This is a genomic window from Kitasatospora sp. NBC_01302 (assembly GCF_035976515.1).
In the GTDB taxonomy this organism is placed as follows: Bacteria; Actinomycetota; Actinomycetes; order Streptomycetales; family Streptomycetaceae; genus Kitasatospora.
Genome location: NZ_CP108404.1, coordinates 1,149,135 through 1,174,232 on the forward strand (window position 1 = coordinate 1,149,135; position 25,098 = coordinate 1,174,232).

At 74.1% G+C, this 25,098-nt stretch carries 17 protein-coding genes; 9 read left to right on the forward strand and 8 right to left on the reverse strand.

Annotation, left to right across the window (positions count from 1 at the left end):
• Positions 1–34 precede the first annotated feature (34 nt).
• A complete protein-coding gene (locus OG294_RS05140; RefSeq protein ID WP_327065190.1) occupies positions 35–1,513 on the forward strand; it encodes a GntT/GntP/DsdX family permease in 1,479 nt (492 codons plus the stop codon).
• 71 nt (positions 1,514–1,584) lie between these two features.
• On the opposite strand, the gene OG294_RS05145 is transcribed toward OG294_RS05140, so the two are convergent.
• The 3 genes from OG294_RS05145 to OG294_RS05155 form a co-directional block, all read right to left on the reverse strand.
• Positions 1,585–2,472, reverse strand: coding sequence for a C1 family peptidase (locus OG294_RS05145; protein WP_327065191.1), 888 nt, complete (start codon positions 2,470–2,472; stop codon positions 1,585–1,587).
• Positions 2,473–2,836: 364 nt separating this feature from the next.
• Positions 2,837–3,307 carry a cyanase gene (cynS, locus tag OG294_RS05150; protein ID WP_327065192.1) on the reverse strand — a complete coding sequence of 157 codons (471 nt, stop codon included), beginning with the start codon at positions 3,305–3,307 and terminating at the stop codon, positions 2,837–2,839.
• Between the two features lie 77 nt (positions 3,308–3,384).
• On the reverse strand, positions 3,385–4,638 hold the full coding sequence (locus OG294_RS05155; RefSeq protein WP_327071453.1) for a cytochrome P450: 1,254 nt from the start codon (positions 4,636–4,638) through the stop codon (positions 3,385–3,387).
• A gap of 376 nt (positions 4,639–5,014) precedes the next feature.
• Between OG294_RS05155 and OG294_RS05160 the strand changes: the two genes are divergently transcribed.
• The 5 genes from OG294_RS05160 to OG294_RS05180 all read left to right on the forward strand — a co-directional run bounded on the left by OG294_RS05160 (position 5,015) and on the right by OG294_RS05180 (position 13,303).
• A complete protein-coding gene (locus OG294_RS05160) occupies positions 5,015–5,734 on the forward strand; it encodes a thioesterase II family protein (RefSeq protein ID WP_327065193.1) in 720 nt (239 codons plus the stop codon).
• A 68-nt stretch (positions 5,735–5,802) separates the two neighbouring features.
• On the forward strand, positions 5,803–7,632 hold the full coding sequence (gene asnB, locus OG294_RS05165) for an asparagine synthase (glutamine-hydrolyzing) (RefSeq protein ID WP_327065194.1): 1,830 nt from the start codon (positions 5,803–5,805) through the stop codon (positions 7,630–7,632).
• Between the two features lie 108 nt (positions 7,633–7,740).
• On the forward strand, positions 7,741–7,869 hold the full coding sequence (locus tag OG294_RS05170) for a hypothetical protein (protein ID WP_327065195.1): 129 nt from the start codon (positions 7,741–7,743) through the stop codon (positions 7,867–7,869).
• A gap of 56 nt (positions 7,870–7,925) precedes the next feature.
• Positions 7,926–9,710, forward strand: coding sequence for an acyl-CoA dehydrogenase family protein (locus OG294_RS05175; RefSeq protein ID WP_327065196.1), 1,785 nt, complete (start codon positions 7,926–7,928; stop codon positions 9,708–9,710).
• A 464-nt stretch (positions 9,711–10,174) separates the two neighbouring features.
• Complete coding sequence (locus tag OG294_RS05180; RefSeq protein WP_327065197.1) at positions 10,175–13,303, forward strand: BTAD domain-containing putative transcriptional regulator; 3,129 nt, start codon at positions 10,175–10,177, stop codon at positions 13,301–13,303.
• Positions 13,304–13,394: 91 nt separating this feature from the next.
• On the opposite strand, the gene OG294_RS05185 is transcribed toward OG294_RS05180, so the two are convergent.
• Positions 13,395–14,462: an FAD-dependent oxidoreductase gene (locus OG294_RS05185; protein WP_327065198.1), complete on the reverse strand. Its 1,068-nt coding sequence runs from the start codon at positions 14,460–14,462 to the stop codon at positions 13,395–13,397.
• A gap of 171 nt (positions 14,463–14,633) precedes the next feature.
• On the opposite strand from OG294_RS05185, the gene OG294_RS05190 reads away from it, so the two are divergent.
• Together OG294_RS05190 and OG294_RS05195 are read left to right on the forward strand one after the other, a co-directional pair.
• A complete protein-coding gene (locus tag OG294_RS05190) occupies positions 14,634–15,512 on the forward strand; it encodes a LysR family transcriptional regulator (protein ID WP_327065199.1) in 879 nt (292 codons plus the stop codon).
• A gap of 242 nt (positions 15,513–15,754) precedes the next feature.
• Complete coding sequence (locus OG294_RS05195) at positions 15,755–19,012, forward strand: hypothetical protein (RefSeq protein WP_327065200.1); 3,258 nt, start codon at positions 15,755–15,757, stop codon at positions 19,010–19,012.
• A 58-nt stretch (positions 19,013–19,070) separates the two neighbouring features.
• On the opposite strand, the gene OG294_RS05200 is transcribed toward OG294_RS05195, so the two are convergent.
• The 4 genes from OG294_RS05200 to OG294_RS05215 form a co-directional block, all read right to left on the reverse strand.
• Positions 19,071–19,931, reverse strand: coding sequence for a geranyl diphosphate 2-C-methyltransferase (locus OG294_RS05200; RefSeq protein ID WP_327065201.1), 861 nt, complete (start codon positions 19,929–19,931; stop codon positions 19,071–19,073).
• Positions 19,932–19,936: 5 nt separating this feature from the next.
• Complete coding sequence (locus OG294_RS05205; RefSeq protein ID WP_327065202.1) at positions 19,937–21,148, reverse strand: family 2 encapsulin nanocompartment cargo protein terpene cyclase; 1,212 nt, start codon at positions 21,146–21,148, stop codon at positions 19,937–19,939.
• A 23-nt stretch (positions 21,149–21,171) separates the two neighbouring features.
• Positions 21,172–22,599, reverse strand: a complete 1,428-nt coding sequence (locus OG294_RS05210) for a family 2B encapsulin nanocompartment shell protein (protein ID WP_327065203.1) — start codon at positions 22,597–22,599, stop codon at positions 21,172–21,174.
• Between the two features lie 480 nt (positions 22,600–23,079).
• A complete protein-coding gene (locus OG294_RS05215; protein ID WP_327065204.1) occupies positions 23,080–23,661 on the reverse strand; it encodes a CGNR zinc finger domain-containing protein in 582 nt (193 codons plus the stop codon).
• Positions 23,662–23,744: 83 nt separating this feature from the next.
• Between OG294_RS05215 and OG294_RS05220 the strand changes: the two genes are divergently transcribed.
• Complete coding sequence (locus OG294_RS05220) at positions 23,745–25,091, forward strand: MFS transporter (RefSeq protein ID WP_327065205.1); 1,347 nt, start codon at positions 23,745–23,747, stop codon at positions 25,089–25,091.
• Positions 25,092–25,098 lie beyond the last annotated feature (7 nt).

Genomic DNA, 25,098 nt, shown 5'->3' on the forward strand with positions numbered 1-25,098 from the left:
CGCAGCAGTAAATGAACAGGGAAGAGGAATACGCATGATGGCAGCGTTGGCATCATCGTCCGCACTGCTCGCGCAGGCCGCGAGCACGGCTCCGGGCAAGGCCGCGAATACGGTGTGGACCGGCCACGACACGTGGCTGCTGGCCGTGGTCGGGATATCGATCGCGCTGGTCGTGGTCCTGATCAGCTGGCTGAAGGTGCACGCCTTCCTGGCATTGATGGTCGGCGCTTTCGCCGTTTCCCTGCTCTCCGGAGAAGCGGTCCAGAAGGTCGCGGATTCCTTTACCACCGGCCTTGGGAACATCACCGGAAAAGTCGGCATCCTGATCATTCTGGGTGCGATGCTCGGCCGGCTGATGGCGGATTCCGGGGGCATCGACCAGATTGTGAGCACGCTCACCAGAGCCGTCGGCCCCAGGGGCCTGCCGTGGGCGGTGACCCTGGTCGCCTGCCTGGTCGGGCTGTCGATGTTCTTCGAGGTCGGCTTCGTGCTGCTGGTGCCGCTGGTGCTGCAGATCGCCAAGCGGGCGGACTACCCGGTGCTGCGGGTGGGCATCCCGGCGATGGCCGGGCTCGCCACCGTGCACGCACTGGTGCCGCCGCACCCCGGCGTGCTGGTGGCGATCACCGCGGTGCACGCCTCGGTGGGCCTGACGCTGGTGTACGGGCTGATCGTGGCCATCCCCTGCGCGATCGTGGTGGGCCCGCTCTTCACCGCCTACGCCTGGCCGCGGGTCGAGGCCCGGATCCCGGACGCCGCACTGGCCGCCTTCACCACCACGGCGGTCGACGCCGACGGCGCTGCCGAGGGCACCGCGGGTGCCGCGGGTGCCGCGCCGCGCCGGCTGCCGCGCTTCTCGGTGACGCTCGCCACCGTGCTGCTGCCGATCGCGCTGATGATGCTCAAGGCGGGCTGCGACACCTTCCACTGGGCCCACGGCACGCTCTACACGGTGCTGGAGTTCCTCGGCACGCCGGTGGTCGCGCTGCTGGTGGCGGTCCTGGTGGCGCTCGGCACCTTCGGCTACGCGGTGGGCGCCTCGCGCGAGCAGGTCCAGGCCTCGCTGTCGCGCTCGTTCCCGCCGATCGCCGGGGTGCTGGTGATCGTCGGCGCGGGCGGCGGCTACTCGCAGGCGCTGGCCGACTCGGGCGTCAACGCCGCGATCGGCCGGGCCGCCGGACACCTGCACATCCCGCTGCTGGTGCTCGCCTGGCTGGTGGCCGCACTGATGCGCACGGCGACCGGCTCCGGCACGGTGGCCACCGTCGCGGCGGCCGGCATCATCGGTCCGATGGCGCACGGCCTCGGCTCGACCCAGGCGGCGCTGCTGGCGCTGGCGCTCGGCTCGGGGGCGGCCTTCCTCGGCCATGTGAACGACGCCTCGTTCTGGATGTTCAAGGAGTACTTCGGGCTCTCGGTCGGCGGCACGCTGCGGACCTGGACGGTGTCCCACACGCTGCTCTCGCTGACCTCGTTCGCCGGGGTGCTGGTGCTCAACGCCGCCCTGACCTGACGCGCGGGCGCGGCGTCGGCGGGCAGCAGGAGTGGTCCCGGGCAGCCTCGGTACCGCCCGGGACCGTCCGGTCAGTGCACGCCCTGGCCGGTGGCGACGATCTGGCCGACGGCGTCGGCCTCCTGGATCTGGTCGGTGACGAAGTTCCACGGCACGGTGAAGTAGCCGTTGTCACCCCACGAGCTGCCCCACGAGTTGGCGATCTTCACGCCCTGGTCGTTGTAGCCGACGATGGCCACCTCGTGGCCGCCCAGCGGCTGTCCGGCCAGCTCGTCCGCGCTCGGGTAGTAGGTGTAGTTCCCGGCGGTGGTGGCGTCGATGTCCTCCAGGCTCTGGTACACGTTGAAGGCGAAGACCACCGGCTCGCCCTGGGCCAGCGAGCTCTTCACCTCGTCGACCAGCGCGCTGCCGGTGTCCAGCGCGGTGTAGCCGGACAGCTTCCAGTTGGCCGCGTTCGCGGTCTCGTTGGCGTCGGGCTGGGTGGTGTAGTCGAAGTCGCCCTGCCAGTAGTCGGCCTTGGTGTCCAGGCCCTGCGTGGTCAGAATGTCGAAGTGCTGACTGGCGTAGCTGCCCTGGTCGTTGCCCTGGGCGATCTGCGCGTAGGTGTACATCGGCGCGTGCGGGGCGCCCGCGATGCCCTGCTCGCCCTCCATGATGCCGATCGCGGAGTAGTCGATGGCCCAGGCCACGCAGGACCCGACCTGGCCCTGGTCGCCCACCTGGGGAAGGTAGTTGCTCAGGTCCACGCTCGCCGGCACGTCCTTGGTGGCGTGCGGGGCGATCGCGCTGTGCATGCGGGGCTGGACGGGGTGGTCCAACTGCGCGCCGAGCGCGAAGTGGTGGTGGTGCGGGCGCGCGGCGGCCGACGGAGTCGCATCGGCGGCCGAGACCATCGCGGTGCTGAACGCACCGGCTATCGCCAGCACCGCGACGGCGCGGGCGTAGGTGTTCTTCTTCACTGCGTGGCGTCCTTCTTCTCGTGGGGGACCCGGTCGCGGCGGCGTGTGGGGGCCTGCCGCGGGACGGTGCAGGAACGAACGGGCGGTGCGACGGGGGCTTGCCGGCCAGCGAGCCGACAGGAAACCGACGTTGGCGACGCAGCAGGCTGACGTGCCGTCATCACCCCGTCCGCCTGGGGGCCGACAGTTGCGCCGCCGGCGGAGTGTCCCAACCATAGGGGCTGATGACGAGTGCATGCCAGCTCATCAAGTCGACATGGCCGGAACACGACAAACACAGGGGTCGTTCGCATCCGAGGTTTACCCAGCGAGCGGGCCGCCCCGGAGTACCGGAGCGGCCCGCTGTTCGTGAACTGTTGAAACGTCAGAAAGGCTTGTAGGGAAGGAACTTGCCGTCCAGCGTGATGACGGCGCGGTCGCCGCCCTCGGGATCGGCGACCTTCTGCACGTCGATCCTGAAGTTGATCGCGCTGATGATGCCGTCACCGAACTGCTCGTGCACCAGCGCCTTGAGGGTGGTGCCGTAGACCTCGATCATCTCGTGGAAGCGGTAGATGGTCGGGTCGGTGGGGATCCCGCCGGCCAGCGAGCCGCGGGTCGGAATGGTCTGCAGCAGCCGCTCCGCCTCCTCGTCCAGGCCGAGGAGTCCGGCGACGGCCTTGGCCGCGTCCGCCGGCAGGGCGTGCTGGCCGAGGACGGCGGCGGTCACGAAGGCGACCGACAGGCCGGCCACATCGGCGATCTGCTGCCAGGAGAGGTCCCGGCGGGTCTTGGCGTCGACGGCCGCGATGGCCAGCGTCTGACGGGCGGTCGGGTCGAACTGGGCGTGCACCACGAGGGCCTCCTTGGGGTTGGCGTGGGAGGGCGGATCCAGCTGCCGGGCCCCGTCCGGCGGATCCTGCCGGACAGGGCCTACCCGAGAGTGGCCGTGGTCGGGCCGTCCGGGCGGACCGTGATGCCGTAGGCGGCCCGGGTGGGCACGGCGTCGAAGGCCACCGTGTGGGCGGGCAGCAGGCGTTCGAGCAGGGCGGTGGTCTCGCGCAGCGCGAACTGCAGGCCGAGGCAGGCGCGCGGGCCGAGGCCGAACGGCAGGTAGGCGCCGGTGACGGTGGGGCGCACACCCGGGGTGGTGAACCGGCTGGGGTCGAAGTGCTCCGGGTCCGGCCAGAGTTCGGGGTCGCGGTGGGTGAGCCACGGGCAGACCAGCACGTCGGTGCCGGCCGCGACGGCGTGGCCGGCCACCGTGTCGTCCGCGGTGGCGTGGCGCGGCAGCATCCACGCGGAGGGGTAGAGCCGCAGCGTCTCGTGGACCAACGCCTGGACGGCCTCCCGGCGTTCGGCCGATCCCTCGGGCCCGGCGGCCAACGCCTGCTCGCGGGCGGCGGGGTGGCGGTCGAGCAGCAGGTAGAGCCAGGTCAGCGTGGTGGCCGTGGTCTCGTGGCCGGCGAACAGCAGGGTGACCAGCTCGTCGCGGATCAGGCGGTCGGTGTACTCGGGGCGCTCGACGGCGGCCGCCAGCAGGTCGTGCAGCAGGCCGGGGCCGTCGGGCCCCGGGACGCCGTCGCGGGCGGCCTCGATGGCGTGCCTGGTGACGGTGTCGAGCCTGGCCAGGTCGGCGGCGACCGCCGGCGGCACCTCGACCACATCGGCGGGCAGCGTCGGCAGGGCGCCCACCAGGTCGTCGATGGAGGCCAGTTCGGCCTCGGTGGCGGCGTCCACGGGATGGCCGGTCAGGGCGCGCCAGATGCTGTCCAGCGCGAAGCGGCGCATCTCCGCGGCGAGGTCGAAGCGCTCCCCGGTGCGGGCGTACCCGGCCCAGCGCTCGGCGCAGGCCTCGACCGCCGCGGCGATCCGCTGCTCGTAGCGGCGCATTCCGGTACCGGTGAACTGGGCCTGCAGAAAGCGGCGTTGCCGCTTCCAGGCATCGCCCGAGGCGGACAGCACGCCGTCACCCACCAGCAGCCGGGCCCGGTGCGAGCGCTTGACGTACTGGTCCGGGTGCTGGGCGAGCACGTGCTGGACCGCCTGCGGATCGGTGATCAGCACGGTCGGCCGAGGTCCCAGGCGCACGGCCGCGACCCCGCCGAGCCGCTCGCGGGCCAGCCCCAGCAGCTCGACCAGCTCGCCGCCCTCCGCCTGCCAGCGCTTCACCAGTGCGGGGTCCAGCTCGGGGACCGGGCGGGCGCCGCCCGGTCCGGTACCGTTGCCGGAGCTCTCGCCGGCCGTCGGGCTGCTGGGCAGCGGACTCGCTTCGGTGGCCACGGTCCTTCTCCTGGTTCAACCGCTGGACGATGGATCTGACGTACCGTCGGCGACGCCGACGGTACGGACTGTACGCGATCGGGCGGCCCCGCTGACAGGGCCTCCGAGCCGCGGTGCGACCGGCGACCGGCCCGGGCAGCCGGCCCGCGCGGCCGGCCCTGGCGACCAGCCTGCCAGTGGACCGCAAGGGGAACGCAAGCGGTACCGCAAGCCCTCCGCAAGTCCGTCCGCGTACGGTCGCTTCCGCGACACCACCTGCACGTCGGGAAGGGCCCCTGCGATGACCTCCACTCTGCTGCTGTGCTTCCCGCACGCCGGCGCGGGGCCCTCGTTCTTCGTGCCCTGGCGGTCGCTGGCACCGGCCGGGCTGGAGGTCGCGCCGGTCGCCCTGCCGGGCCGCGAGCAGCGACTGGGCGAACCGCCGTTCGAGCAGGTGGCGGACGTGGTGGCCGACGTGCTGCCCTGGATCCGCGAGCGGGCCGCGGCCCACCGGGGCGTGGCGCTGTTCGGGCACGCCCTCGGGGCGGTGCTGGCGTTCGAGGTGGCGGGCCGGCTGGCCGCCGAGGGCGGGCCGACGCCGTGCGGCCTGTTCGTGAGCGGCTCGGCGGGCCCCGCGAGCCGGCCAGGGCCGGTCGCCACCGGCCTGCCGGACGCCGAGTTCCTGGATCTCGTCGCGCACGCCGAGGGCTACCGCCGCCCGGCCTTCGACAACCCGGCCCTGCGCGAGGCGCTGCTGCCGGTGCTGCGGGCCGACATCGGGATGCACGAGCGGTACCGCCCCGCGCCGCGGCGAAGACTGGACGTCCCGATCACGGCGATCCGCGGTTCGCACGACCAGGTGATCGGCACCGAACGCCTGACGGAGTGGCGCGACCACACCTCGGCCGACTTCCGGTGCGCCTGCCTGCCCGGTGGGCACATGTACCTGCTCGACTTCCCCGCGGCGCTGCTCGGCCTGATCGACGGCCGCCTGCACCACACCATCACCCCCGCCCGGTAGCCGAAGCCCGCCCGGAGGCCGATGGACGGTCCGCCAAGGACCCAGCACGTACAGGAGAGAGGAACCAGGTGTCCGGAATCGCCGGCTGGATCGACTTCGAGCGGGACGTGGCGCGCGAGCGGCACGCCGTCCTCGCCATGACGGCCTCGCTGGCCGGGCGCGGCCCGCACGGGGAGGGGATGTGGGCCTGCCCGCGCGCGGTGCTGGGTCAGCGCGGCACGGGCGCGGTCCACGAGACCGACGGCGGCAAGCCGCTGGTGGTGGCCGAGCAGGGCCGCCCGGTGGCGGTGATCAGCTACGACGGGTCGGTGTCCAACGTCGCCAGACTGCGCCGGCAGCTGACCGACTCCGGCGAGCGCTTCAGTTTCGGCAGCGAGGCCGAGGTGGTGCTGCGCACCTACCTGCGCTGGGGGACGGCGGGGGTGCGGCGGCTGGACGGCATGTTCGCCTTCGCCATCTGGGACCTAAGGGTCAGCCGGCTGGTGCTGGCCCGGGACCGGCTGGGCGTCAAGCCGTTGAGCTACCTCCCGCTGGAGGCCGGCGTGCTGTTCGGCTCACAGGCCCGCGCGGTCCTCGCGCATCCGCTGGCCGAGGCCCGGGTGGACGCCGACGGGCTGCGCGCCGTGCTGACGGCGATCAAGGTGCCCGGGCACGGCGTCTTCCGCGGCCTGCGCGAGGTGCCGCCGGGACACCTGGTCCAGGTGGGCGTGAGCGGGATCCACACCGAGGCGTACTGGCGACTGCGTCCGCAGCCGCACACCGAGAGCCTGCCCGAGACGCTGGAGACCGTCCGCCGGCTGCTCGGCGGCGCGGTCGCCTCGGCGATGGCCGGCGAGCCGGCGCCCGGGATCCTGCTCTCCGGCGGCCTGGACTCCAGCGCGGTGGCCGCGCTGGCCGCGGGCCGCACACCGGGCGGCGAGCCGCTGCGGACCTTCAGCGTGGGGATCGGCGTGAACGCGGACAGCGTGCCGGACAGCCCCTACGTGGCCCAGGTGGTGCACCACCTGGGCGCCTCGCACCTCGAAGCCCCGCTCGACCCGGAGGTGCTCGCCGACCCGGTGGTGCGCACCGCGGTGCTGACGGCCAAGGACCTGCCCACGCCGTACGGGGACAAGAACATCACGCCCTACCTCTTCTACCGCTCGGTGGGCGAGCAGGTGAAGGTGGCGCTGTCGGGCGAGGGGGCCGACCCGGTGTTCGGCGGCTTCGACTGGGCCGGCGACCGGGAGGTGCTGGCGGCCGAGATGTTCCCCTGGCTGACCCGGGCGCGCCGGTTCGGGGCGGCCCACGGCCTCGGGGCCGGGCTGCTGGACCCGGCGCTGCTCGACTGGCTGGCCCTGGACGCCTACTGCGCCGACCAGTACCACGACGCGATCGCCGAGGTCGAGCACCTGCCGGCGTCCACCGGGCTCGAACGCCGGATGCGCGAGCTGGGCCACCTGCACCTGACCCGCTGGCTGGACCCGCTGCTGCTGCACTCCGAGCGGCTGGGCACCGCGGCCGGCCTGGAGATCCGGTTCCCGTTCTGCGACCACCGCCTGGTGGAGTACCTCTACAACACGCCCTGGGCGATGAAGACCTACGGCGGCCGGGAGAAGGGCCTGCTGCGCGCGGTGGCCGGCGAGCTGCTGCCGCCCGCGATCCTGGCCCGGTCCAGCGCACCGTTCCCCGCGACCTACGACGACGGCTACACCGCGCACCTGCGCGACGCGCTGGCGGGCGTGCTCGCCGACCCGCACGCACCGGTCGCGGCGCTGCTCGACACGAAGGCCGCACGGGCCTTCGTCGAGGACCCCCGGCTGACCGACCGCGGCGGCTGGCCGGACCGGGCCGACGTCGAGATGGCGCTGCAGCTGAACACCTGGCTCGACCGGTACGGGATCCGCCTGACGCTCTGACTCCGGACCGGACCAGGCCACCCCTGGCCCCGGTCGCGCCCGGCACCACCGGCCCCACCACAGCCGGCCGGGCGATCGCACCCAGCCCCATCGAAGGCGAGAAGCAGCATGACAGACCCGCTGGACACCACCCGGCCGTACCTCTCCCGGCCGGCCGCCTCCCGGCCGCACCTCTCCCGGCCCGACACCTCCTGGGGCGACGGCGCACCGGCCGCCGTGAGCCGGCCGCCGCGGTGATCCCGAGCAGCCCGCTCCCCCGCCGCAGCACGGCCCCGCACCTCCGGACGGAGACCATGGCGACCAGCCCGCACCCGCAGAACCCCTGGCACGTCCCGGGGGTGCCGAGCTTCCTGGAGGGCCTCTACCTCGGCGAGTTCCGCTGGGACCTCATCCACCCTTTCCCGGTGCAGGACAAGGCCGACCGGCAGGCCGGCGACCGCGTCCTGGCCGCCTTCGGGGCGCTGCTGCGCGAGCGGGTGGACCCCAGCGAGGTGGATGCCGAGCGGCGGCTGCCGCCCGGTCTGCTGGAGGCGCTGGCGGCCGGCGGCTACACCCGGCTGCAGAGCGCCCCGGAACTCGGGGGCCTGGGCCTGTCCGGCATGAACGCCTTCCGGATAGTCCAGGCGGCCGCGAGCTGGTCGATGCCGGTGGCGCGGCTGCTCGCGGTGCACAGCACCGTCGGCGCCGGCGCCCCCCTGGCGGCGCTGCCCCCGGGCCCGCTGCACGAGGGACTCGGAGCCCGGGTCCGGGCCGGGGACGTGTGCGGCAGCGCCGACACCGCGCCGACGGGCGCCGACGGCCGCCCGTGCGGCACCACCGCCGTCCCCGTCGAGGGCGGCGCCGCGTACCTGCTGACCGGAGGTAAGGTCTTCAGCGGCAACGGCTCGCTCGCGGGCCTGGTCGGCGTGACCGCGACCGTGCGCGAGGCGGGCGGCGAACGGGTCCGGACCTTCTTCGTGGACACCGCCGACCCCGGCCTCACGGTGACCGCGGAGCACGAGTTCATGGGCCTCAAGGGGTACCCGGCCAGGGAACTGGCCCTGCGCAACGTGCGGGTGCCGGCCGAGCTGATGGCGGCCGAGGAGGAGCACGACCAGGACCCCACCCCCGAGTTGAACCGGCTGGTCGTCCGCAGCCGGGTGCACAGCATCGTGGCCCCGGCACTGGCACTCGGCCGGCTCTGCCTGCACTGGTCGCGGGAGTTCACGGGCAGGCGCCAGGTGGACGGCCGTCCGCTCGGCTCCTTCGAGGAGACCCAGCGCATGGTCGCGGCCACCCTCGGCGAGGTCTTCGCGCTGGAGACGCTGGCCCAGTGGTGCCTGCTGGGCGAGGACGGCCCCGCCGACAAGCGGACGGCCAACCTGCGCTACGAGCACCTCGCGGCCAAGAACCTGGCCTCGGCGACCTGTTGGCGCATCGTCGACCGGACCATGTCGCTGCTGGGCGCCGAGGGCTACGAGACCGCGCACAGCAAGGCCCGCCGCGGCGCCGTGCCGCTGCCGGTGGAGCGGGCCTTCCGGGAGGCCCGGGGCCTGCGGATTGCCTGCGGGGTGGACTTCCAGCTCGACAACCGGGCCGCGCGGCTGGGCGTCCTCGGCTGCTACTACCCGGAGCCGGCGAACGCGCGGGCGATCGAGTCGGAGCCGGCCGACGTCAGCTGCCTGGACGACGCCGACCTGACCGAGCCCAACCTCGGCCACCTGCGGTTCACCGCCCACCAGGTGAAGGCCTTCGCCCGGACCTGCCTGGCGCTGGTGCGCCGCCACCCGGACCCGCAGGAGCTGTTCGAGCAGGAGCACCTGCTGATCCAGCTCAACCAGGTCGCGGGCGAGCTGCTGCTGATGTCCCTGGTGCTGGCCCGGACCTCGCAGTGCGGTCGGCTGGGGCCCGAGAGCACCCAGGAGCTGGCCGAGCTCTACTGCGCCGCCGCCCGGCGGCGGATCGACGACCTGTGGCGCCGGATCACCGTGGAGCAGCCCAGCGGGCACGCCGACGCCAGCGCCGCCTGGCTGGCCGGCGAGCGGTGGGCGGACCTGGTCTCGGACGTGCTGACGGACGCTCCGCCGGCGGCGGGCTGACGGCGGGCTGACGGCGGGCTGACGGCGGGGTCGACACCAGGGCCGGGGCGGGCGCCCTTTACCGGGCCCCGGCGGGCATGTTACTTGTTTGACGAGCGACAGGGCTGCGACGTAGCGAAGGGTGGGGGTCGCCGAGGAACGAGGTGGCACCCGCCCGCAGCGAAGGAGCAGCCCTCCAAGCGGCAATGTCACGAGCGACAGGGCTGCGACGTAGCGAAGGGTGGGGGTCGCCGAGGAACGAGGTGGCACCCGCCCGCAGCGAAGGAACAGCCCTCCAAGCGGCAATGTCACGAGCGACAGGGCTGCGGCAGTGCGGCCACGCTGCGTGCCTGTTGGATCCTCCTCGGTCATGTGCCATGATCCAAAGCAGGTGGTGACGACACGTCTCGTCGCTGACCCGGGGCGGCGATCCAAGGGGGCGTATGTCTGAGTCCGGCGGTCTTCGCTTGCGCGTGTTCGGACCGATGACGGCGCAGCTCGGCGAGCGCGAGTTCCCGCTGGGCCCGCCACGGCGGCGCGCACTGCTCGGTCTGCTGCTGATCCAGCTGGGCCGGACCGTCTCCACCGGCCAGCTGGTCGAGGAGCTGTGGGGCGAGCACCCGCCCCGGCAGGCCAAGGCCTCGCTGCAGAGCTACGTCTCCCACCTGCGCACCGCGCTGGCGCCGATGGCCGCGCCGGGCGCCGCCGAGTCGCTGGTGCGCCACGTCGCCTCGGGCTACGTGCTGGACCTGGACGAGGAGCAGGTCGACGCCTACCGCTTCGAGAGCCTGGTCGCCCGGGGCCGCCGGCTGCAGCGCGAGCACGAGTTCCCCGCCGCCCGCGCGCTGCTCACCGAGGCGCTGGAGCTGTGGCGCGGGGCGCCGTACGCCGATCTGACCGAGTACGGGCCGCTGGCCGGCGAGGGCGCGCGGCTGGAGCAGGTGCGGCTGACCGCGGTGGAGACCCGGGCCGACGCCTGCCTGATGCTGCGCCAGCCCGAGGCGGTGGTGGCGGAGCTGGAGCGCGAGGCGGGCCGGTATCCGCTGCGCGAGCGGCTGGTGGGGCAGCTGATGACCGCGCTCTACCGGCTCGGCCGGCAGGCCGATGCGCTCTTCGTCTACGAACGTACCCGGACCAGCCTGCTGGAGGAGCTCGGCGTCGCGGTCAGCGAGGAACTGCAGGAGCTGCACGGCGCGATCCTGCGCCAGGAGCTGGACGGCCGCGGCAGCCCGCCCGGCGACGCCGAGCGGGCCTGCGTCCACGAGCGCGCCCCGGAGCCGCCCGCCTTCACCGAGGCGCCCAAGACCCGCGGCTTCGCCGGGCGGGAGGGCGAGCTGCTGGAGCTGCGCTCACTGGTGGCGGACACGGTCGACGGCGACGGGCGGGCGGCGGCGGTCCTCGGCGAGGCGGGGATCGGCAAGACCCGGCTGCTGCTGGAGCTCGCCACACCGCTGAAGAACCGCGCTCCGGACGTCATGTGGGGCCGCTGCTTCGCCGGCCAGGGGGTCCCGCCGTACTGGCCGTGGGCCCAGGTGCTGCGCCAGCTCTCCGCGCGCCGCCCCGAGGACTTCACGGCCGCCGCCGCCCGCTTCGGCACCGCGCTCGCGCCGCTGATCCCCGAACTGCTGCCCGCCGCCGAGCAGCAGACACCGGAGGAGGCCGGCGCCCAGGAGCGGTTCCGCACCTACGACGCGGTGTGCGAGGTGCTGCTGGCCCTGGCCGACCGGCGCCCGCTGCTGGTCCTGCTGGAGGACCTGCACTGGGCCGACGCGCCCTCGCTGGACCTGCTGCGGCTGCTCACCACCCGCCAGCACGGGCGTCCGCTGGGCCTGGTGATGACCGCCCGGGACAGCGACATCGGCACCAACCCCGTGCTGTCCCAGAAGCTCGGCGAGGTGCTGCGCGACCCGCGCACCGAGGCGCTGCGGCTCGGCGGCCTCTCCGAGGCGGAGGTCGGGGTGCTGGTGCGGAGCAAGGCGGGCTCGGGCATCAGCGCCGCAGTGACCAGCGCGCTCCACGAACGCAGCAAGGGCAACCCCTACTTCGTCGCCCAGCTGCTCTCGCTGCTGGGCGGCACCAACGGGCTGCACGACCCGCACGCCGCCCGGCTGCTGCTCGCCCGGGTCCCCTCGGGGGTGCGCGAGGTGCTGCGCCAGCGGTTCGCCACGCTGCCCGCCGAGGCGCTGCGCACCCTGCGGACCTGCGCCGTGCTCGGCACCGAGGTCGACCTGCGGCTGCTCAACGAGATCACCGGCGAGGACCGGTCCACCCGGGCCGCCGTCGAGTCGGCGGTGCTGGCCCAGCTGCTGCGCGCCGACGCCCACCACCCCGACCTGCTGCACTTCACCCACGCCCTGGTCCAGGAGACGCTCTACGAGGAGCTCGACCAGGAGCAGCGCGCCCTGCTGCACGCCCAGGTGGCCCGCACCCTGCTCGACCGCTCGTACGTGCCGGACGAGGACGTCGAACAGGTCGCCCACCACGCCTGGGAGGCGGGCTGCGAGATGCCGGCCAAGGAGGCGCTGCCCTCGCTGCTGCGCGCCGCCGAGCAGGCCGAGCAGCGCCTCGCCTACGAGCAGGCCGAGACCTGGCTGCGCCGGGCGATGTGCCTGCTGCGCGAGCTGCCGGCCGGCAACCCCGCGACCCCGGGGCTCGACCAGCGGCTGCAGATCCAGCTGGGCCAGGTGCTGGCCCTCATCCGCGGCTACGGGGACGCCGAGGCGGAGGTGGCCTTCAACCGCAGCCGCGAACTCAACGCCGTCACCGGCACGCCCGACCGCGCCCCGGTGCTGTGGGCGCTGTGCGCCGCACACCTGGTCACCGGGCGGTACGAGGAGTCGCTGGCGTTCTCCGGTCGGCTGCGGGAGATGTCCGGCAGCGATCCGGATCCGGTGGCGGTGCTCGGCGCCGCGTACGGCCAGGGCATCGTGCTGCACGTGCGCGGCGAGCTGCCGGCGGCGCTGGCCGAGCTGGAACGGGGCGTCAGCGCGGCGGATCGTTTCTGCAGCGGGCAGGGCAACACGCTGGCGAAGGCCTTCCAGCACGACCCCCGGGTCTCCTGCCGGTCCTACGACGCCTTCACCCACTGGCTGCTCGGCGACCAGCGGGCCGCGATGGAGCGCCGCGAGGAGCTGATCGCGCTGGCCGGCCGCGACGCCCGGCCCTCCGACCGGTCCTTCGCGCTCTACGTGGACGCGGTGCTCGCGGGGCTGGAGGGCGACGTCGAGCGGGTCGAGCGGGTCGGGACGCTGGGCGTGGAGGTGGCGGCCGAGGCCGGCCTGCGCTACTGGAAGGCGATGCTGGAGATCTGCCTGGGCTGGGCCGACGCGCACCGCGGCGACGGCGGCGCCGGGGTCGCCCGGATCCAGGCCGCCCTCGCCGTGCTGCGCACCAGCCGCACACTGCTGCGGCTCCCGCTGCACCTGGGCCTGCTCGCCGAGGCCCAGCATCACGCGGGGCAACTGGCGGACGCCCAAGTCACGTTGCGCTCGCTGAACGCGGAGGTGGAGCAGCGCAGCGAGTACGTCTACCTCAACCCGCGGCTGCCCGCGGCGCGGCTCAGCGCGGAGTTGCTGGGGACGGAGCTGCTGGGGACGGACGCGCCGGTGCGGTAGGAGCGGGTGCGGTCGGGGCGGGCGCGGTCGGGGCGGGCGCGGCAGGGCAGGTGCGGTAGGGCGGGTGCGGGCGGGTGTCGGGCGCCGCTGCTCAGAGCAGGGCCGCCGTGGCGGCTGCGCACCCCCAGGAGAGCGTGACGCCCGCGCCCCCGTGGCCGTAGTTGTGGACCAGCCGGGTGCCCGGCAGGGTGTGCTCGTCCACCCCCAGCCGCACGCCGCCACGGCGGGCCGGGCGCAGGCCGACCAGGTGACCGGTGACCTCGGCCCCGGCCAGCTCGGGCACGGCGGCGGTGCAGCGGCGCAGGATGGACTGCGCCGTCCGCGGGTCGACGGCGGTGTCCCAGTTGCCCTCCTCGAAGGTGCCGCCCAGCACCACGTCGGCGCTGCGCGGGTGGACGTAGGTGTAGCCGGCCGGGTTGCCCTCGATCCGTACCGAGGTGCGCAGGCCCGGGTTGCGGACCAGCACGATCTGGCCGCGCACCGGGTACACCGCCTGGTCGGAGCAGAGCAGACGGGCGCCCAATCCGCTGGCGTTGACCACGGCGGGCGCCCAACCGGCCAGCTGGGCAAGGGAGTCGAGCCGCTGCTGGACCACCCGGCCACCGCCCTCGCGGAACTGGTCCAGCAGCCAGGCCAGATAGCGCGGCATCTCGACGGACGGCGCGGTGAACTCCCAGCCGTGCCGGGCCCGCTCGCCCGGCGTGGCCGCGCCCGCCGACGGCAGCGGGCGCAGGTCAGGGACGGGGGCCGCCCACCAAGGGATGCTCCCCTGCGCGGCGGCGTCCTGCCCGGCGCCTTCCGGCGCAGGGCCCTCCTGTGCAGGGCGCTCCTGTACGGGGCCCTCCTGCACAGGGCTCTCCCGTGCAGGGCGCTCATCCGGCGCGAAGGATTCGGTGAGCATCCAGGTGCGGCACATCGTCACCCCCGGCACGGCCTCCGCGGCCTGGCGGGCGAACTCGGCGTAGCCCTCCGCCGACCACCGCTCGACCTGGTCACCGGCCGTCATCCCGGTCGGGTACCAGACGGCCGCGGCCACGGCGGAGGTCGTCGACAGCGGCAAGGCCTCGGCGACCACCAGCACCCGGGCCCCCTGCCGCTGCAGGCGCAGCGCGCTGGTCAGCCCGACCACCCCGGCGCCGACCACTACCACGTCCAGCATGTTCGCCCCTTCTTCCTTTCGTGCGGCCGGATCTGACGAAGTATCAGCTCCGGTCCACGGATCACCGCCGCGCCGATCGCCTGCGGTTGAAGGACAGCCTGGCCGGTGCGCGCGGCGCCCGTCCAAGACCAGCCCTGGCACCGGCGATAAGCCGCGCTTATCATCGGCCGCATGGATCTCCGGCAGATGCGCTACTTCACGGTACTGGCCGAGGAGTTGAACTTCACGCGCGCCGCGCGGCGGCTGCACATCGCCCAGCCCGCGCTGAGCCAGCAGGTCAAAGCGCTGGAGCGGCGGCTCGGGGCCCGGCTGATCGAGCGCGGCAGCACGGGCTGCACCCTCACCGCGGTCGGCGAGGTGGTGGCCCAGGAGGCGCGGGGGGTCCTCGCGCGGGCCACGGCGGCCGAGGAGCGGATCGCCGCCGCGGTCGCCGGTCGGCACGGCCGCCTGAACCTCGCCTACACCCGCTCCGCACGCGGCGGCCCCGCCGACGCCCTGGTCAGCGCCTTCCGCGAGCGCCACCCCGAGGTCGAGCTGCGCCTGCAGACCGGCTGGACCGCCCACAACGTCACCCTGCTGCTCGCCGGTCAGCTCGACGCGGCCTTCGTCCGCCCGCCACTCGACGCCCCCGAGCTGACCTGCCTGCCACTCGGGGAGGAGGAGCTGCTCCTGGCCGTCCCCGCCGACCACCCGCTCGCCGCGACCCGCTCCCGGATCAGCCGCCGCCGGATCGCCACCGAACCGGTGATCCTGTGGCCGCGCGAAAACGGCCCCGGCATGCACGATCTGATCATCCGTCAGCTCTGGCCCGACCACGGGCCGCGCATCGTGCGCGAGGAACCCGACGACGAACAGCTGCTGCTCGCCGTGGCCGCCGGCCACGGCGTCGCCCCGATCCCCGAGGGCCGTGCGCACGCCCTGCGCGTCCCGGGCATCCGACTGCGCCGGCTCACCGCCCCGACACCCACGGTCGGCCTCGGCCTGGCCTACGACCCGCGCGTCGACGCCCGCGCGCTGCAGCTCCTGCTGTCCCTGGCCCGTGACCGGTGACCGGGGATCGCCCCCGATCCACCAGCCGCTCCAGCCTGCGAGCGTCACCGAGGCAGCCGGCCGGAAGACCGCCGGCCCCAGCGGAGCCACCCACCGCCGCACGGTGAGACCCGGGCTGCTATTGGCACGATCCAAGCCGTACGCCATCCTTGACCGGAACGTCACGTGATCCGGTCCCAACCGCCCCCGGCGGCTGGACCGGTAGCGCGAACTCGGGTGGGGACGGGTACGAGGAGAGACGCATGACGGACGCGCGGGATCGGCAGGGCTGGGCACGGCGGGTGTTCGGCGGCGGGCGGCGGGAGCGGCGCGCGCTGGAGAACCTCGACGCCCTGCAGGGCACCCTCGCCACCATCGGCATGGGCTATCGGGACCTGGTGGCACGCCTGCTCGCGCTGATCGACGAGGGCCGGGTCGACGAGGCCGTCCAACTCGCCCGGAAGGCGCGCGACAGCCGGGAGCCGGCCAAGCAGGCGGCCGCCGAGGTCATGAGCTGTCTGATGGGGATGGCCGAGGAGCGGTACGCCGACGTGCTGGCGGGCGCCGACCGGATCGTGGCCCTCGCCGGTGCCGAGGCGGCGCCCGAGGCCGCCTACTGCCGCGGCCTGGTCCACTTCCAGTTGGACGACCAGCCACGCGCGATCGAGCAGTTCACGCTCGCCGTCACCTCCCCCGTCCACGCGATAGCCACCTCCGCGGCGCTCACGCTGGGCCACCTCCTCGTGGCGGCGCAGGACGACGAGGCCGCACTGCCGCTGCTGTGCACCGCCTACGAGGACGGCCGGGACGCCGAACGCCCGCGGGCCGCCTTCGAACTGGCCATGCTGAAGCAGCGCTCGGGTGCCCGCGAGGAGGCCCGCGAGCTGTACTGCGAGGCGGTGCGCGGGGGCGGCCGGGAGCTGGCCGCCGAGGCCCGGGTGCGACTGACCGCACTGCTCGGCGAACTCGACGAGCAGCGGGACGCGGTGGCGGACGCCGTCCCCGCGGGCGGGTCGGCGGGCGTCGCGGACTCCCTGGCCGCAGTCACGGCGATGATCGAACTGGCGGACCAGGCCCGGACCAGGGGCGATCAGCAGGAGGCCGAGCGCCTGCTGCGCACCGCCGTCGGCTCGTCCGTCGTCCCCTACCGCCAGTTGGCCGAGGTGCGGCTCGGCGGGCTGCTCAGCGAGACCGGGCGGGTGCCGGAAGCCGTCACCCAGTGGCTCAAGGCTGCCGACGGCCCGGATCCGCAGCTGCGGCGGGCCGTCGCCGACCAGTTGGGTTTCACGCCCTTCGTCGACGCCGGGTTCCTGGTGCACGCCGACCCGGCGATCGTGCTGCCGCTGCTGCCCGGCGCCTGGGGCGCGGGCAGGCTGGGGGCGGCGGTGTACCAGGCCTCGGCCGAGCGGCACCGCACCGCCGGGCCGGCGGTGCGCCGCCAACTGCTGGAACTGGACGCGACCCGGTACGGATCGCCGGAGCTGGCCGCGCGGATCGCCGCCGTACCGGTGCCGGACGAGCCCCCGGCGCACTGGCAGGTCGGGGGATCCAGCGGCAGCCAGCTCGGCGGGTTCCGGTGGACGGCGACCGGCCACGAGGAGGGCGTCCGGTCCATCGCCGTCACGGCCCCGGACGACCGGCCGGTCGCGGTCACCGGCGGTGGCGACGGCACCGTCCGGCTCTGGGACCTGGCCACCGGCGCGCCCATCGGCGAACCCATGACCGGCCACACCGGCATGGTCCTGGCGGTGGCGGCGGGCGAGTCCGCCGGCCGGCCGGTGGCGATCAGCGGCGGCAGCGACGAGGCGGTGCGCATCTGGGATCTGACGACCCATCAGTTGCTGCACCAGCCGCTGACCGGCCACCGCGACTGGGTGACCGGGCTGGCCATGGCGGAGGTGCGCCGCCGCCCCGTGGTGGTGAGCTGCGGCGACGACCGGACCGTGCGGGTCTGGGACCTGGCCACCGGCGCCCCGGTCGGCGAACCGCTGTACGACCGGAGCGGGCCGGGCAGCCCGTTGGGGGGCAGGCTGCGCGCGGTGGCGACCACGGAACTGGGCCGGCGGACCATCGCGGTCACCGGTGACAACGATGGCGTCGTCCGGGCCTGGGACCTCACCAAGGGACGCCAACTGGCCTCGCCCGTGGCCCGGGTGGCCGGCAGTGTGGAGGCGCTCAGCATCGTGGTGGCCGGCGCCCGGCCGACCGTGGTCGTCAGCACCTTCGGCGGGGTGACCACGCTGTGGGACCTGGCGACCGGGGCCCCGGTGGGCGAGAGCCTCAGCGGCGACGACACCTCGACGCGGGCGGTGGCGACAGCGGAGGTCGGCAACCGCCATCTGGTGGTCACCGGCAACGTCAACGGCATGCTACGGCTGTGGGACCCGAACACCGGGGAGGAGACCGCACGGTGCTTCGCCGGGCCAGAGGGCGTGGCGGCGGTGGCCACGAGCGTGGTCGACGGGCAGCCAGTGGCGATCGTCGGCTGCGGGGACGGCACGGTCCGCCGATGGGACCTGACCGGCACCCCTCCCCCGGGTGCTCCGCGGCCCGGTCACGGCGACTCGGTGAACGCGCTGGCGATCGCGGCACCGGACGGCGTCGCCGACGCCAACCCCTTCGTGGTCAGCGTGAGTTCGGACGGAACGGCCCGGCTGTGGGACCTCGTCACCGGCGCCGCCGTCGGCGAACCCTTCGGCGGCCACCACGACCTGGTGTACGGAGCGGCGACGGCGGTGCTCGACGACCGTCCCGTGGTGGTCACCGGCGGGCGCGACCGGAAGGTGCGGATCTGGGACCCGGGGACCGGCGCACAGGTGGGCGAGCCGTTGGAGCACGACACCGGCGTGGCCGCCGTCGCCACCGCGCTGCTGGACGGCCGGCCGATCGTGGTCACCGGCAGCTGGGGCGGCACCGTCGAGGCGTGGGACCTGGCCACCCGGCAGCCCCTGTACGAGCCGCTGACCGGCCATGAGAGCCATGTGGACACGCTGGCCGTCGCGGTGGCGGACGGCCGCCCGGTCGTCGTCAGCGGCAGCATCGACGGCACCGCGCGGATCTGGGACCTGGCCACCGGCGCCGCGATCGGCGCGCCGCTGCAAGGTGGTGGTGCGGCGGACGAGGGCGACGAGGACGACGAGGACCTGCCCACCGTCGCGGGTGTGGCCACCGTGCAGCTCGACGGCCGCCCGGTCGCGGTCACCGGCACCACCGACGGCCTGCTGCAGGTCTGGGACCTGGCCACCGCAGCCCCGCTCGGCGAGCCCGTCACCGTCGCCGAGGACTGGCTGACGGCGCTGACCGCAGGGGTGCTCGACGGCCGTCCGGTCCTGGTCGCGGGCGGCGAGGACGGCACGGTGCGCAGCTGGGACCTGGCCACCCGGGCCCGGCTCCGGCCCGACCTGGTGCTGCCGCTGGGGATCGAGGCGCTGGCCGTGGCGCCGGACGGCCGGCTGGCCGTCGGCTTCGGCTGGGAGGTCGCGGTCTTCGGGCCGCCGCCCCGGTCGTCCGGGTCCGACTGAGCACGCGGCAGCCGCTGCCGCCCCCGCACGAGCGGGGACGGCAGCGGCCGGCCGGATCTCAGATGCGGTCGGCGGCGATCATCAGGTAGTGGAAGCTGCCCTCCTTGTAGGCGGTGAGGAACGGGTCCTCCACGCCGGTCGCCACCGAGGACTTGGCGCGCAGCTCCCAGTACGGGATGGTCGCGGCGGTCAGGTCGACCACGCTGATCGGGATCAGGTCGTTGGCCGACATGGCGGCGAAGTAGGCGCTGCGCGGGTGGATGTCGCAGATGTAGTGCGCGTCGATCTGGCTGACGGCCCGGGAGGGCTGGCGGCCGTGCACGTCGTTGAAGCAGCCGGTGATGGTGACGTACCGGCCGCCGGGCTTCAGGACCCGGGCGTGCTCGGCGAAGAGCTCGTGCAGGTCCACGTACATGGTGCTCTCGTTGTTCCAGATCGCCTGGAAGGTGGCGTCGGGGAACCCGTTGCCGAGCATGTTGCGGAAGTGGAAGGCCACCTTGTCGGCCACGCCCCGCTGCTGGGCCTGGTTGTTGGCGAACTTCACCTGCTCCTCGGAGATCGAGATGCCGTCCACCTGGCAGCCGAACCGCTGGTTGGCCACGAAGCTGGTGCCGCCGCGGCCCGAGCCGGCGTCGAGGATCCGGTCGGCCGGGCCGAGGGCGCCCAACTGCTCCACCAGGAAGTCGGCCTGGGCGGCCTCCAGCCGGTGCAGCTCCTTGATGATCCGCTCGTCGCGGGTGGCCTCGTCGCCCTCCAGCACGGACCAGTCCACGTCACCGATGCCGTAGTGGTGGTGGAAGGTGCCGGAGACCTCGCCGAGCCGGATGTTGACCGGGTCCTTCTCCTGGTTCCAGTAGTCGGCCACGGACTGCTGGTACTTGGTGGCCAGGACCGGGGCGGTGGTGTCGGTGATCGTCATGGCTGTCACTGTCCTTGGTGGTCGTTGTAGCGGGGGCTGCCGGCGTGCCACTCCCGGTTGCCGCCGAGCCAGGCCCACAGGGCGCCCAGGTAGCGGGTCAGGATCGGGTCGCCGGTCAGCGTGAGGGCGGCCGAGGAGGCCTCGAAGGAGCGCACGAGTTCGTTGTGGAGTTCGACGGAGCGCCGGGTCGCCTCGGCGAGCGGGCAACCCTCCTCCGCCGCCAGCACGGTGGGCAGGTTGTACTCGACGCCCTGGGCGTCGCCCTCCTTGTGCATCGAGTAGATGTCGTTGAGCAGCACGGAGGCGAGCGCGGCCTGCAGGGTCGCACGGCGCACGTCGGGCCGGCCGTAGACGTCGGCGGGCAGTTCGTAGCCGCCGACCGCGTCGACCAGGGTCATGCACGGCAGGAAGCTGTTCATCTGACGGTTCGCCAGGTACTCGGCGACCGAGGGCGCGCTGCCGCCGATCCGCCAGCCCGCCTCGGCGTCCATGCCGAGGAAGAGCCCGGCGATCTCCTGCCGGAGCCGGTTGATCTGCGCGCCGCTGGCGTAGCCGGCCAGGTCCCGCACCGAGCAGCGCAGCGCGTTGAGCACGGGGTTCTCGCGCATCGAGCGCTCGCAGCGCTCCTGGTAGCGGCCGGGCAGCCGGGGCGGGTCGATCGCCGACTGGGCGAGCATCAACTGCGGCCCCAGGCGCTCGGGGTGGTCGCCGGTGGTGGCGTCCTCGCAGAAGTAGTCGTCGACCGCGAACTCGGCGGCCAGGCAGCGGCCGGCGGCCAGCAGCCGGTCCGGGTCGTCGGTGTCGGGGTGGGTCAGCATCAGCAGCCGGCCGAAGTCGGCCTGCCGGAACTTCTCGGTCCGGCCGGCGTAGATGCCCACCTGCCTGGTCCAGTCGACCAGGCGCTCGTTGACCTCCTCGGCCAGCGCGCGGTCGTCGCGCAGGTGGGGCGGGCAGTACAGACCGGGGACGGCGCGGCCGGTGCCCTGCGGCGCGAGCGGCTGCGGCGCCGCGGCCCGCGGGGCAACGGCGGTCGGGGCAACGGTCGCTGGGGCGACCGTCGGTGGGACAACGGTCGGTGGGACAATGGTCGGTGGGGTGGGGGCGGCTGCGGTGCGCGGGCGCAGCAGCTCGGTGATCCGGGCGGCTGAGGTGCCCAGGCCGGTCGGGCCGGTCACGAACGCCCGGCCCGCTCCGGCGCCGGTGTCGAAGGCTGCCATCGGCTCTTCTCCTGACCGCCGGCTCAGGACCGCGGCGCGGCGATGTCGACGTTCTCCAGGATGCCGACGGCGTCGCCCACCAGGATCGCCGCCGAGTAGTAGGCGGTGACCAGGTACTTCATGATCGCCTTGTCGTCGATGCCCATGAACCGGACGTTCAGGCTGGGGTCGAACTCGTCGGGGATCCCGGTCTGGTGCAGCCCGATGACGCCCTGGTCCTGCTCGCCGGTGCGCATCGCGAGGATCGAGGAGGTGTGCCCGGTGATCGGGATCTTGCCGCACGGGAAGATCGGCACGCCGCGCCAGGCGGGCACCTGGTGGCCGCCCACGTCCGCGCTGTCCGGGTAGATGCCGCGCTTGGTGCACTCGCGGAAGAACGCGGTGATGGCCTTGGGGTGGGCGAGGAAGAGGTCGGTGCCGCGGCGCATCGACAGCAGCTCGTCCATGTCGTCCGGGGTCGGCGGCCCGGACCAGGTGTTGATCCGCTGGTCGTAGTCGGCGTTGTGGAGCAGGCCGAACTCGCGGTTGTTCAGCAGCTCCCACTCCTGGCGCTCGCGGATCTCCTCGACGGTGAGCCGCAGCTGCTGCTCCAGCTGGTTCATCGGCTCGTTGTAGAGGTCGGCGACCCGCGAGTGCACCCGCAGGATGGTCTGGGTCAGCGACAGCTCGTACTCGCGCGGCGCGAGGTCGTAGTCGACGAAGGAGGTGGGGACGTCGGGCTCGCCCTGGTGGCCCGCGGCGATGGCGACCTCCACCTCGCCCTTGGAGTTGACCTTCCGCGCGGAGCTGGCCAGGAACCGGTCCACGTGGTCGCGCAGGTTCTCGGAGCGGTCGAACAGCTCCAGGAAGGTCGCCCAGGGCAGCACCATGACGGTGCCGGCGGTGGCGGCCCGCACGGTGGCCGTCCAGCGCGGGTCGGGGCGCAGCAGCGCCTCGTCGCCGAGGTGGTCGCCGTCGGAGAGCACGCCGAGGGTCTTGCTGTCGCCGTACTTGCCGGTGGCGATCCGCTCGACCCGGCCGTGCGCGACGATGAACACCTCCTCGACCGGCCGGCCCTCCTCGACCAGCACCTCGCCGCTCCGCACGTCGCGGGGCGTGAAGCGGCCGGCCAGCTCGGCGAGCAGCGCGTCGTCCTCGAAGCCGCGCAGCGCCGGGATCTCGCGCAGCGTCTCGGGGACGATCCGCACGTCGTCGGCCCCGGCCTGCACGAAGCCGACCCGCCCGCGGCCGACGGCCAGCGAGAGCCGGCGGTTGACCCGGTAGGTGCCGCCGGAGACCTGCACCCAGGGGAGCTGCCGCAGCAGCCAGCGCGAGGTGATGCCGCGCATCTGCGGAGCGGACTTGGTGGTGGTCGCCAGGTTGCGGGCGGCGGCGGTGCTCAGGCTGAGCTGTGCGGGGGTGGGGCCGGGCACGAGGCCCTGGGCGAAGTCCGGATCGGCGGCTATCGACATCGGGGTTCTCCTGGGGGACGGGCCGGGTGCTCGGCCTGCTGCGCTTGGCGGGTGTCGGACCATCAGCCACACATCCGTCTGCCATAAATGGAGAGAGGAATTCCGGTTCGACGGCAGCCGACGCTACCGAAATCCGAACAACGAGAACGGAATTTCGACGCGAACTCGCCAACACCTGACACGGGCGTCGCTCTTGGCCACGGCAGCCCCTTGTGGGACACCCCGTCAGCAGCACGCCGGGCCGCACCGGCATCCATGTCCGGGCGATGCCGGGCCAGTTGTCGCTCCGCAGGCCGCGCGCCCTGCGGGGACGTACGGCGGGAAGATCACCGGCAGCAGGGAGTGGATTCTGGCTGGAACTATCCGATCACACTCCGTAATCGATATGGGGCATGCTAAAGGGCCCGGCGGCGCGCCGGGCCGTGGACCGCCGGGCCGTGGACCGCCGGGCCGTGGACCGCCGGGCCGTGGACCGCCGGGTCAGGCCTGGCGCGACCGGCGGGCCCGGAAGGCCGCAGCCTTGGTGCGGTTCTGACATGCCGTCGAACAGAACTGGCGCACGCTGTTGCGCGACGTGTCGACGTACACCCGGTCGCAGTGCGCGGCCTGGCAGACGCCGAGCCGGCCCGCGAGGTCGCTGCCGACGGCCAGCGCCAGGCCGGCCGCGCAGCCCGCGCTCCAGCCCACGGCCAACGAGTCGTCCGCGCCGTGGAAGTGGACCTGCCAGGGCTCGCCGGGCACCTGGTTGAGCTGCGGGCGGGCCCCGGTCGAGAGCAGCAGGCCGTTCAACACCTGGGCCGCCTCGTCGATCCGCCCCGCGCCCGCAGCCTCGAAGATCCGGCGCAGCTGCTGCGCCGTCTGCGCGAGTCGGGCCGCCTGCGCCGGATCGATCGCACGCGGGCCGGCGCCCGGACCGGTGCGCGGCAGCGCCGCGTCGACCGCCGCCGGCAGCTCGGCGCCGTGCGGCGCGAGGTACGGCCGACCGCGTGCCTCCCCGTCGGTCAGGGAGTTGACGAGCGAGACCGCCGCCTCCAGCAGCGTGGCCACATGACTGTCGAACATCACTTGACCAGTCACTCCTTCCAGCTCTAGCGTTCGTCACTGACGATATCAGTTTAGCCAGTGACGAAAGGTGGGGGTCTCCCATGCCCGGAACCAGCGGACGACTGCCACGCGGGGTGCGACTGCTGATCGTCGCGCGGGCCGTCAACCGGCTCGGCGCCTTCTCGCTGCCCTTCCTGACGGTGCTGGTCAGCACCGAGTTCGGCGCGAGCCTCGGCACCGCCGGACTCGTCTCGGCCACCTTCGGACTCGCCACGATCCCCTCCCGGCTGGCCGGCGGCCGGCTCGCCGACCGGCTGGGCCGCCGCCGCACGATCCTGCTCGGCCTCGGCGGCTGCGCCGTCACCGAGCTGGGGATCGCGGCGGCGGGCTCACTGGCCACCGTCGCGCTCTTCGCCGTGCTGCTCGGCCTGGTCTTCGAGCTCTACGAACCGCCGAGCCAGGCGATGATCGCCGATGCCGTCGAGCCCGCCGAACACGTCCGCGCCTACGGGGCGCTGAGCGCCGCGCTGGCCGGCGCGGGCATGGGCGCCGGACTGATCGCCGCCACCGTCGGGCGCTGGGACCTGCGCTGGCTCTTCGTCGCCGACGCGCTGACCAGCCTGGCCTGCGCCCTCGTGGTGCGCGCCGTGCTGCCGGCCGACCGCCCGCGCCCCGCCGCCGACGGTGGCCGCGACCAAGCGGACGGGCCGTCCGCCTGGCGCGACCGGGCCCTGCTGGCGATGCTCGGCTGCGGCACCCTGTTCGCGGTGGTCTACCTCCAGGTCATGGTCTCGCTGCCGCTCTCGCTGCTCCGGCGCGGTCTGGGTGCCTCGCAGGCCGGCCTGCTGCTCACCGTCTCCGCCGTCACAGTGGTGGCCGGGCAGCCGTTGGTACGCCTGCGCCGCCTGGCCGCGCTCCCCGCACCCGCCGCGCTCGCCCTCGGCTACCTGCTGCTCGCGGGCGGCCTGGCCGGCTACGCGGCGGCGCGCACCCTGCCGGGGTATCTGGCCGCCACCGTCGTGTGGAGCCTGGGCGACCTGCTGATGATGGGACGCAGCTACGCCGTGGTGGTCGACCTGGCACCGGCCGAGGCCCGTGGCCGCTACCTCGCCGTCTACGGGACCAGTTGGGGCGTGGCGACCGTCGCGGCGCCGATCCTCGGCACCCAGCTGCTGGCGCACGGCGGCGTGACCTGCCTGTGGAGCGTGCTGGCCGCCGGCTGCCTGCTGCTCGCCGCCGTGCAGCCGCTGCTCGGCCGGGCGCTGCCGGGCGCGGGGCGTCGTGCGGGCGCGGGACGTGCGGGCGCCGGGCGTGCGGGCGCCGGGCGTGCGGGTGCCGGACGGGCGGGTGCCGGGCGTGCGGATGCCGGGCCGGCAAGCGCTGGCCGGGCAGACGCCGGCCCGGCGGGCGCGGGGCCTGCGGCGGCGCCCGGTGGCACGGCCTCCTGAGAGGCCG

Bases quoted from the DNA above. Each gene is read 5' to 3' on its own strand.
- OG294_RS05175 (WP_327065196.1), top strand. From the start codon at position 7,926: ATGGCGACCAGCCCGCACCCGCAGAACCCCTGGCACGTCCCGGGGGTG.
- OG294_RS05210 (WP_327065203.1), bottom strand. From the start codon at position 22,599: ATGTCGATAGCCGCCGATCCGGACTTCGCCCAGGGCCTCGTGCCCGGC.
- OG294_RS05195 (WP_327065200.1), top strand. From the start codon at position 15,755: ATGACGGACGCGCGGGATCGGCAGGGCTGGGCACGGCGGGTGTTCGGC.
- OG294_RS05170 (WP_327065195.1), top strand. From the start codon at position 7,741: ATGACAGACCCGCTGGACACCACCCGGCCGTACCTCTCCCGGCCGGCC.
- OG294_RS05160 (WP_327065193.1), top strand. From the start codon at position 5,015: ATGACCTCCACTCTGCTGCTGTGCTTCCCGCACGCCGGCGCGGGGCCC.
- OG294_RS05180 (WP_327065197.1), top strand. From the start codon at position 10,175: ATGACGGCGCAGCTCGGCGAGCGCGAGTTCCCGCTGGGCCCGCCACGG.
- OG294_RS05215 (WP_327065204.1), bottom strand. From the start codon at position 23,661: ATGTTCGACAGTCATGTGGCCACGCTGCTGGAGGCGGCGGTCTCGCTC.
- OG294_RS05205 (WP_327065202.1), bottom strand. From the start codon at position 21,148: ATGGCAGCCTTCGACACCGGCGCCGGAGCGGGCCGGGCGTTCGTGACC.
- OG294_RS05190 (WP_327065199.1), top strand. From the start codon at position 14,634: ATGGATCTCCGGCAGATGCGCTACTTCACGGTACTGGCCGAGGAGTTG.
- OG294_RS05140 (WP_327065190.1), top strand. From the start codon at position 35: ATGATGGCAGCGTTGGCATCATCGTCCGCACTGCTCGCGCAGGCCGCG.
- OG294_RS05185 (WP_327065198.1), bottom strand. From the start codon at position 14,462: ATGCTGGACGTGGTAGTGGTCGGCGCCGGGGTGGTCGGGCTGACCAGC.
- OG294_RS05200 (WP_327065201.1), bottom strand. From the start codon at position 19,931: ATGACGATCACCGACACCACCGCCCCGGTCCTGGCCACCAAGTACCAG.
- OG294_RS05220 (WP_327065205.1), top strand. From the start codon at position 23,745: ATGCCCGGAACCAGCGGACGACTGCCACGCGGGGTGCGACTGCTGATC.